A 9,658-nucleotide genomic window follows, 5' to 3' on the forward strand; every position below is an offset into this window, starting at 1 on the left:
CGCAGTTGTTCAAATTTTTCCACATCTATGTGAAAAAATATTCCTCTTTGCGTTTCGTCGAAGTATAGATTTAACTCGACATAACGCAGTTGTTCAAATTTTTCCACATCTATGTGAAAAAATATTCCTCTTTGCGTTTTCTATTTCTTTTTGCGCAAGGCATCCAGCTTGGCCATTGTTGCCGCATCCAGGTTGTTGCCAATTTCATTGCGGGAAACAGGCAACTTCACCTTGTCAAGATAGCCCTTTTGCAGTTCCTTCTTGGCCCGCTTTATAATCCGGTAAAATTCCCGGGACGGATGCCGATAGGCTCCGGCTCCCAACACCATGGACTGCTCCGCTCCGTCAGATGTAACCACATGCACTTCACTACCCCGACGCACATAATCATAAGCCCGTCGTTCTATATAGCTGTCAGCAGTTTCTCCCCGACCAGTGTATACCACATCAAAATGAGGATTTATGACCTCGATATGCTCCTCATCTTCGGTAAACAGAGCATCAAAAACCACCGTCATATTGTATTTCTCATAGGCTCCGTATTCAATCAGCATATGAATGAGCCGATCCCTGGCCTCGGATAAATCCCCCCGCAGCTTCATCAGCTCCGGCCATGAATTTATCACATTATAGCCATCAATTATATAATATTCCCGTGGCTTTTTCTTCATTTATTTATTCCTTCGTTGCTTCATGGCTTCATACATTAAAATTGAACCGGCTACCGATGCATTCAGGGAATTTATCTTCCCCACCATAGGTATCTTCACCACAAAATCGCACTGCTCCTTGACCAGCCGGCCCACGCCATGCCCCTCATTGCCAATAATCAACAGCAGGGCACCGGTCATATCGGCTTCGTAATAATCCGTTCCGTCCATATCCGCCGCCGCCACCCAAAGACCTTCTTCCTTCAACCTTTTGATGGTCTGAACCACATTACCGATACGGGCTACCGGCACATATTCCACCGCCCCGGCGGAAGTTTTGGCCACCGTGGCTGACAAAGGGCAGCTGCGCCGTTTTGGAATAAGCACCCCGTGAACTCCGGCTGCGTCAGCGGATCGAAGTATAGCCCCTAAATTATGCGGATCCTCCAACTCATCCAGCAGAACGATAAACGGCGGCTCATTTTTATCCTTGGCAATCTGCAAAATATCCTCCAGCTCCACATATTCCACGGGGGCCACTTGGGCCAACACCCCTTGATGCCGGATGCCTCTTACCAGATTGTCCAGTTTACTGCGTTCCACAAACTGAATATTGATGTGTTGTTCCTTAGCAACGGCAATTATCTCCTTTATAGAGCCTTCATTATTGCCGTTGGCTACCAGCAGCTTATTGATACTACGGTTACCCTTCAAGGCCTCCATTACCGCGTTACGGCCGGCCACAATATCCTCCGGCAGTTCTCCCATAGGCTGATGATTATCTTCACGATTTTTTTCACCGGTGCGGCGATCCGCCTGATGTCGACCAGCTTTCACCATATATTCCACCTTGCTGCCCCGGTGTTCCTTCATGGCAGCTTTTCGCTTATCTGGCTTTTTTCTTGTATCCATATTACTTTTCTCTCATCTTTATCATTTCGGAAAACCTGCCGCAGGTCATAGCCCCCTCCGGACAGTGCCCCATAGCCACACAGGATGCCCCGGCATTTTTAAAGAGCAGTGGTGCAACCTTCTTTACTTCAGCCAACATCTTGTAGGCCAAATCCCGGATTTCCCACTGGGCCCGATTGCAGCAACGCAAATTAAAAAAATGCATCAGTGAACGGGCATTCATGGTGACTACAATCTTGGTTTCCGTAGCATTAGCCAATACATACCGGGCGTCCTCTTTCGGAACCCCCATATCAGCCAGTTCATTATACGCCTTCTGAATATCCTCCATCAGGGCTTCAAACCGGGCCTTTGCTGCCGGTTTTTCCTCGATACTTGGCGGCAAAATATACTCAAAATTATGCTCAGCCACATATCGTTGAGACTGCTGACTATAGGATGCCAGCCGGTGCCGGACCAGCTGATGAGTCAGCACCCGGGATACCCCCTCAATACCAAAGGTAAATGATACATGCTCCATAGTGGATGCGTGTCCCATTTCCACAATTTTGGTCAACAGCTTATTAACCTGCTCGGTGGTCATCCGCTCAGCCAATTCCTCGGCTCCGGCAGCTGAATAACACAATCTGGCCGCCATGGCCACGGCCCGTTCCGGTTCTGGTGTATGTTCGAGTAATTTAACCTTTATCATCTGCAACTCTCCATTATTTCCGTTCTGAAATTTCAACCATCATAGCCTTTGATATGACTTGAAAGGACTGCTCCGCCAGCTCATAAAGCCGTTCATTTCTTTCCATTAAATAAAGATATCCCAACAGTGCCTCAAAGCCGGTACTGGAATGGTACTGGGCCACACTGGCACTACGCGGGGCATGACTTTTGGCATTGCGCCCCCGACGATAAACAGCCTTTTCTTCCTCATCCAAAATATGTTCAATAGCTCGGTATGCCTTATCCTGCCATACTGCTGAAACCATTTGGGCACTGAACTGGTGCAGCACCTGCACCTTACTTTGCTCATAAGACAGTATCCGTCCCCGAATGAACAGGTGGAAATACGCATCCCCAATATAGGCCAGCACCAACGGGTGCAGGCTCTTTGGGTCAACGGTATCATACCGTTGCAAAACGCCCCCCTGACCGTCAGGCACAAACATCATATCAACTAATTTTTTTAAATGCTCAAATGTCATAGCTTATGCTTTCTTCCACTTGGTTCCAGCCGCTGAGTCTTCCAACAGGATCCCCTGTTCCTTTAGGCTGTCCCGAATCTCATCGGCCCGGGCCCAGTTTTTCGCTTTCTTGGCCTCAGCCCGTTCCTCAATCAGGGCCTCTATTTCGGCTGGAGAAATCCCGTCACCGTCACTCACCGGCATATCCAATGAGCTTTCAAAAATACCGATAATGCCGGCCATTTCGCCGTACACATCCATCAGCTTACGGAAATGAACTGCATCATATTCGGCGCCCTTATTTATTACATTATTGGCATAAACATTGATCTCCTTAGATAAGGTAAACATATAGCCAATCGCCAACGCCGTATTGAAATCATCATCCATAGCCTCCTGGAAATCCGCCATGGCCTTGGTAGCAATATCAGCCAGCTCAGTATGCGCCTCAGTATTCCCGGTTCTATTTAGCAGCTCATTACCCAAATCATAGGCATTCTTCAACCGCAGCAAGCCGGCCTGAGCTTCCCTAATCCGCTCCTCGCTGAAATCCAACGGACTTCTATAGTGCGTCCGCAAAATGAAAAACCGCACCACTTCCCCCGGATACTGCTTCAATATGTCCGGCACGGTAATGAAGTTATTCAAGGATTTGCTCATCTTTTCATTATCAATGGTAATAAACCCATTGTGCAGCCAATACTGGGCAAAGCTGTGATAATTCTCGCAACAGCACTGAGACTGAGCTATTTCATTTTCGTGGTGCGGGAATATCAAATCACTGCCGCCGCCGTGAAAATCAAAGGTCTCACCCAAATATTTCAATGACATGGTAGAGCACTCAATATGCCAGCCTGGCCGTCCCTTTCCCCACGGGCTTTCCCAGTACGGTTCGCCCGGCTTGGCTGATTTCCATAAGGCAAAATCCATTGGATTATGTTTCCGGGTATCTACCTCCACCCGGGCACCAGCCTGCATATCCTCCAGCTTTCGGCCGGACAATTTGCCGTATTCCGTGAATTTCTCCACACTAAAATATACATCACCGTCGATTACATAGCCGTAACCATTATCAATCAGCTTGGCTACCATATCTATAATATCCGGAATATGCTCTGTTACCTTTGGATACAGGTCAGCCCGCTGCACATTTAAAGCATCTATAGCTTTAAAGTAGCCATCTATATACCGCTCAGTGATTGTCTGCCAGCTAACTCCCTCCGTGTTGGCGGCCTTAATAATCTTGTCATCCATATCGGTAAAATTCTGAATGTGCTTTACCGAAAAGCCCTGATGCTTCAAATACCGTTTAATAACATCCCAGGTCACAAAAGGACGGGCATTGCCAATGTGGGGATGATTATATGGTGTTACACCACAGACATACATTCCCACCTTCCCCGGCTCCTGGGGTACAAATTCTTCCTTTTTTCGGGTCAATGTATTGTAAACCTTTAACATATCTAACTCCTTCTGTTAAACCGCACAGAATAATTTTGCCTTCCGTATTATCCCTACGATTTTATCATTCCCCTTCGATTCCTGCAACTGCATACGAAGAAATTCCCTGACCATTGCCGGTGAAGCCTAAATGCTCCTCAGTGGTAGCCTTCACATTTATACGATCCAAATCGACATTCAGAGCCTTGGCAATATTTTCCCGCATCTGCTGAATATGCGGCAACATCTTGGGGCGCTGAGCAACAATAGTAGCATCTACATTACCGACAGTATAGCCTTTTTCCTTTAAGAGCTTTCCCACATGCTCCAGCAAAATTAAGCTGGATATGCCCTTGTACCGGTCATCCGTATCCGGGAAGTGTTTTCCAATATCCCCCAAAGCGGCTGCTCCCAACAGGGCATCTGCAATGGCATGCAATAACACATCGGCATCAGAATGCCCCAACAAGCCCTTTTCAAAGGGAATATCCACTCCGCCAATTATCAGCTTGCGTCCCTCTGTAAGCTGATGTACATCATATCCCATACCAAATCTGGTCATTAAAATCTCTCCCTTAGCCACTTGTCATTTATCATCTGGATGATTTCCGGCATTACCTGTTCATTGGCCACCGCCAGCGGTTCCGGGCAGTCCTTCAAGAAGGCTTCGCCAATCAGCAAATCCTCCGGCGTAGTAATTTTTATGTTTCGATAATCACTTTTTACTACATACACCGAATGCCCCATCCGTTCCACCAAGCTGGCATCATCTGTCCCCAGAAAGCCATCTGCCAGGGCCTTGTCATTGGCCTCCAAAAGTAACCCCCGCTTAAATCCCTGTGGGGTCTGGATTTCCCATAAAATGGACCGGTCCGGTGTTTCCTCCACCATGCCCATACGGTCACAGATTTTTATAGTATTCTTCGCCGGCACTCCGGCAATAGCCCCACCATACTGCTGGGCCCCCCGGATGGTTTCCACTATTACATCATTGCTGACAAAAGGGCGGGCTGCATCGTGAACCAGCATGATATCCTCATCACTGCCGCTGACACTTTGAATGCCATTTAGTACCGAATACTGGCGCTCATTGCCACCAGCCACCACCTTGTATGGCTTTAGCCCCTGAATTTTCTTCAGTATTCCTCGAACGAACTCCACTTCATAGTCAGCCACCACCACGACCATCTGGTCAATCTCGTCACAGGCGGAATATTTCAGTAAGGTGCGGATTAAAATCGGTACTCCCCCAAGAGCAATAAACACCTTGTTCATACCGGCCTGCATCCGCTTGCCTACTCCCGCCGCCGGGAAAATAACTGTAACCATACTACCTCCATTACATATAAGAAAAGGGACGCGGTACACATCTTCACCACATCCCCTTCACCTTCACATCGCCGGCTTGGCAAAAATCATCCGGCCTGCTGCAGTTTGCAGTGCCGATGTTACCTCAACATTTATAGTTTCGTTGATAAACTTCCGGCCGTTTTCCACCACGATCATGGTGCCATCTTCCAGATAGGCTACTCCCTGACCGGATTCCTTGCCTTCCTTCACCACGGTGACATGCATACATTCCCCCGGAATGACCACTGGCTTAATGGCATTGGCCAGCTCATTTATATTGAGCACCGATACCCCCCGCAGCTCAGCCACCTTGTTCAGATTGTAATCATTGGTTATGATTTTACTGCCGGTTAGCTGACCCAACCGCACCAGTTTGGAATCCACCTCGGAGATATCATCAAAATCATGATTGATTATCTCCACCTGCGTGCTGAAATCATTCTGCAGCTTCTGCAAAATATCCAGTCCCCGACGGCCACGGGCTCTTTTCAGTGAATCAGACATATCGGCAATATGCTGTAATTCCTCCAGTACAAACACCGGTATCAGCAGTTTGCCATCAATAAATCCGGTACAGCATATATCTGCAATCCGGCCATCAATGATAACACTGGTATCCAATAGCTTGCCACAGGGAATATCCAGCAAAGCCGCATCCTTCAGCTCGTCACCGTCCTTGGACTTTTTCTTGCTCTTGGACAGTTCCCGTCGCTGACTGGCTTCCTTGAAAAACCTTGGCAGCTTGCCAATCATATCTCCCAATTCCTTTTGCTTGCGGATAACAATATGTATTCCCAAATATCCAAAAACTATACTCAAGATAACCGGTATGTAATCCCCTACCACCGGAATCTTGGAGAAAGCTTCTCCTAATAAATTTGCAATTATAAGTCCGATTGCCAGGCCAATAACGCCAGCTATAACATCATGCAACGGCATTTTGTTAAACTGACCTTCCACCCAGACTGAAAATCTCCGCAGCTTCGTGGCAAAATAAGGTGCCACAAAATAGCCTATTACACCGCCGGCCAGAATACCCAATGTCAAAAAAATAAAATGAGCCAAAGTTATCTTAAACAGACCAAAGCTCATATTCAATACCTCAGTACTGATAAGCTCAGTCAAAAATGGACTGGCAAAATGCATGCCCAGGCCACCGATAACCGCCAGCAAGGCTGTAACTAAAAATCTTAAAACCTTGTCCAACATCTCTTTCACCCCCTTTCAGAAAAATAAAAACAAGAAAAGGAAAGTGACCAGGTACTGGCCACTTCCTCCCAGATAACTTTACCTATTCCTCAACACCGGAATTCGATTCAAATCCAACTGGCGATTATCTTTTCAGCATTTCCTGCAACCAGGCTTCAGCCGTTTCCATCGTACCGTTAAGAACAAATATCATTTCGCTCAAAAGAATTTGTTTAGCTGTATCCAAAAGTCGTTTCTGGTTACAGCAGCTACTTCCAATATATCACCAGTTTTTAATCGGGCAAGATTGGCGTGAAAGCGTTTATTCCAGCTCCCCGTAGCTTTTACCGGTGGGTCCTTCAGGACACCCTCAATCTTTTTCAGCATTTCCGGCGGACTAACCTGCCGCAGGCCAACACCTTCAATATTATCAGTGGGAAGCATTATCTTGACATCGCCAATGGGCATTTTCATAACATAATAGGACTTCATCTGCCCCTGCCCCATAACATCATGCTCTTCGATGCCGGCAATTTCTCCAGCTCCGTGCATCGGATATACAACCTTGTCACCAACCTGCAGCAAACATACCCCCCCTTAACAATCTCACTACATCATAAATTATACCAAAAAAATCATCAATAAAAAAGAATGAATTTTATCATATAAGAAAATATATGTCAAGGAGTGTATTTGGTTACTTTGGCATAGCTTTTCCCAAGGCTTCGGTTATATTTCCTACACCATAGAGGGTCATATCCGTAAATTTATTATCCGCAATCAGCTGCTCATAATTTTTTATCGGCAGTACGACGCTTTTAAAGCCCAGCCGTCTGGCCTCCCGCACACGGCTTTCCGCCTGGCTTACTGCCCGAATTTCTCCGGACAGGCCCACTTCACCAAAGGCCACCATGGCTGGTCGCAGGGACCTGCCGGCAAAGCTTGAAGCCATAGCAACGCAAATCCCCAAATCGGCTGCCGGTTCATCCAGCTTTATGCCCCCGGCGGCCTTTACAAATACATCACAGCTGCCCAAAGACAGATGTACCCGCTTTTCCAGTACCGCCAGCAGCAGCTGCAGTCGTTTTAAATCCACCGAATCAGAAGTCCTTTTAGGTGGCACATATGGTGTCTTGGCCACCAAGGCCTGAATTTCCACCAAAAGCGGTCTGGTCCCTTCCACGGTTGGCACAATAACACTTCCATTGTCATCCTGCCGCTCTGACAAAAACAGCTTGGAGGCATCGGAGACATCCACCAGACCTATATCACGCATTTCAAACACACCAATTTCATTGGTGCTGCCAAACCGGTTTTTTATAGCCCGCAACAAACGGTATTCCGCGTTATTGCCTCCCTCAAAATACAGTACCGTATCCACAATATGCTCCAACACCCGTGGCCCGGCCAGAGTACCATCCTTGGTCACATGTCCCACAATAAAGGCGGCTATCCCATTTGTTTTAGCCACCCGAAGGATTTCCACCGCACACTCCCGGACCTGGCTCACGCTGCCCGGCGCACTTTGAATATCCGGCCGGAATATGGTCTGAATGGAGTCAATGACCAGGATTTCCGGTTTCAGCTCCAAAATATGCTTTTCAATAATTTCCAGATTGGTTTCGCTGACCACCATCAAGGATTTATCAATAGCATCAATCCTATCGGCCCGCATCCGGACCTGCTGCACACTTTCCTCTCCGGTAACATACAACACCCGTTTTCCCAGCCGGGCCTCATTGGCACAGACCTTCAGCGTCAAACTGGATTTACCGATACCTGGATCACCTACAATCAACACCATGGAACCGGGAATAAGGCCTCCACCCAATACCCGGTCCAGCTCGGCCGAGCCGGTGGTCATACGGGGCATTTCCTCCAACTCTACTTCATTTATTGGACAAGGCTTGCTTTGAGTAGACAAGCCCAAGTTCAGGCCCCGTTGCTGGCTGTTATCCTTTTGTACGGTTTCCTCCACCAAGGTATTCCACTGACCACAGCCCGGGCACTTGCCAAGCCATTTTGGGGTATCATAGCCGCACTCCTGGCACACAAACACCGTTTTCGCTTTTGCCATTTATTTTATCCCTTTCCCACCCAGGGGGGCTTTCAACAACTTTATTATCCACTTTAAAAGCCATCCCACTGCAATGCCAAAATTCAACAAATAATTCATCAGGCCGCCCTGATTTGGCGCCAGTTTATTTCGGCCCATTTCACGAAAACTCCGCCAAGGTTATGAACATAGATTTCAACAGCTTCACCCGGTCGTTGCCCTTCATCGTGCCATAGGCACAGTTAGCCGTCTGAATCACCAAAGCCCCTTCCCTAGCACTTATCATCTGATGCTGAATAAGATAGCGCACCATGGCCTTTATCTCCACAAATTCTGTATCTTCATCAATTTTGCTGACCATTTCTTCGTAAATAATGTTCTGCAAAGGCACCCGCACAATGCGGATAAATCCTCCCAATCCCCGGCGTGATTCCACGGCAAATCCCTTGTCGTGGGTAAAGCGGGTATTCAGCACATAGCTTATCTGGGACGGCGCACAGGAAATTTCGTCAGCGATATCCGTCCGCCGCAGTTCCACCTGACCAGTTTGTTGTTCTGCCAGACGCCGCAGTATATATTCCTCGATCAAATCCGCAATATTGCTCATATTATCACCTGCTTTTTCTTTATTGACTATTTGACTTTATTATAACGCAATATTTCAAATTTTGCCACAGGCAAAATTACCTCTGTCACCGTTTCGTCGAGGCTTTAGGCTCGACATAACCCAATTGTTCAAATTTTGCCATAAAAAAGGGATGTGAACCTACATTTTCACATCCCTAAAAAACTTATAACGCCATTGTTCAAATTTTTCTTCTTTAGAAGAAAAATCTTCCAATTAGCGTTTCCCTAAAGGACTAGCTTCGCGTCGCAACGAGCTGGGAGAT

At 47.3% G+C, this 9,658-nt stretch carries 10 protein-coding genes and 1 pseudogene; all 11 read right to left on the bottom strand.

Annotation, left to right across the window (positions count from 1 at the left end; genetic code table 11):
* Positions 1-140 precede the first annotated feature (140 nt).
* The 11 genes and pseudogenes from QZV24_RS07810 to QZV24_RS07860 all read right to left on the bottom strand — a co-directional run bounded on the left by QZV24_RS07810 (position 141) and on the right by QZV24_RS07860 (position 9,375).
* Positions 141-671 carry an NYN domain-containing protein gene (locus tag QZV24_RS07810; RefSeq protein ID WP_294522485.1) on the bottom strand — a complete coding sequence of 177 codons (531 nt, stop codon included), beginning with the start codon at positions 669-671 and terminating at the stop codon, positions 141-143.
* Positions 672-1,418: a 23S rRNA (guanosine(2251)-2'-O)-methyltransferase RlmB gene (gene rlmB, locus QZV24_RS07815; RefSeq protein ID WP_294522521.1), complete on the bottom strand. Its 747-nt coding sequence runs from the start codon at positions 1,416-1,418 to the stop codon at positions 672-674. It lies immediately after the preceding gene.
* Between the two features lie 145 nt (positions 1,419-1,563).
* Positions 1,564-2,253 carry an FAD-dependent thymidylate synthase gene (gene thyX / locus QZV24_RS07820; protein ID WP_294522488.1) on the bottom strand — a complete coding sequence of 230 codons (690 nt, stop codon included), beginning with the start codon at positions 2,251-2,253 and terminating at the stop codon, positions 1,564-1,566.
* A gap of 13 nt (positions 2,254-2,266) precedes the next feature.
* A complete protein-coding gene (locus QZV24_RS07825) occupies positions 2,267-2,755 on the bottom strand; it encodes a Mini-ribonuclease 3 (RefSeq protein ID WP_294522491.1) in 489 nt (162 codons plus the stop codon).
* Between the two features lie 3 nt (positions 2,756-2,758).
* The gene (gene cysS, locus QZV24_RS07830; RefSeq protein WP_294522493.1) at positions 2,759-4,195 is read right to left on the bottom strand and encodes a cysteine--tRNA ligase; all 1,437 of its coding nucleotides are present in this window, start codon (positions 4,193-4,195) and stop codon (positions 2,759-2,761) included.
* A 64-nt stretch (positions 4,196-4,259) separates the two neighbouring features.
* On the bottom strand, positions 4,260-4,736 hold the full coding sequence (gene ispF, locus QZV24_RS07835; RefSeq protein WP_294522496.1) for a 2-C-methyl-D-erythritol 2,4-cyclodiphosphate synthase: 477 nt from the start codon (positions 4,734-4,736) through the stop codon (positions 4,260-4,262).
* Positions 4,736-5,503, bottom strand: a complete 768-nt coding sequence (ispD, locus tag QZV24_RS07840; RefSeq protein WP_294522499.1) for a 2-C-methyl-D-erythritol 4-phosphate cytidylyltransferase — start codon at positions 5,501-5,503, stop codon at positions 4,736-4,738. Before ispD ends, ispF begins: the two co-directional genes overlap by 1 nt.
* A 63-nt stretch (positions 5,504-5,566) precedes the next feature.
* Positions 5,567-6,733, bottom strand: coding sequence for a PIN/TRAM domain-containing protein (locus tag QZV24_RS07845; RefSeq protein ID WP_294522504.1), 1,167 nt, complete (start codon positions 6,731-6,733; stop codon positions 5,567-5,569).
* 124 nt (positions 6,734-6,857) lie between these two features.
* Positions 6,858-7,264: pseudogene (locus tag QZV24_RS07850) on the bottom strand (CarD family transcriptional regulator).
* Between the two features lie 145 nt (positions 7,265-7,409).
* Entirely contained in the window at positions 7,410-8,789 is a 1,380-nt protein-coding gene (gene radA, locus QZV24_RS07855) for a DNA repair protein RadA (RefSeq protein WP_294522510.1), read from the bottom strand.
* A 139-nt stretch (positions 8,790-8,928) separates the two neighbouring features.
* Positions 8,929-9,375 carry a CtsR family transcriptional regulator gene (locus QZV24_RS07860; protein WP_294522514.1) on the bottom strand — a complete coding sequence of 149 codons (447 nt, stop codon included), beginning with the start codon at positions 9,373-9,375 and terminating at the stop codon, positions 8,929-8,931.
* Positions 9,376-9,658: the final 283 nt, after the last annotated feature.

Origin of the sequence: uncultured Anaerovibrio sp. (assembly GCA_902786545.1) — a bacterium.
Lineage (GTDB): Bacteria > Bacillota > Negativicutes > Selenomonadales > Selenomonadaceae > Anaerovibrio.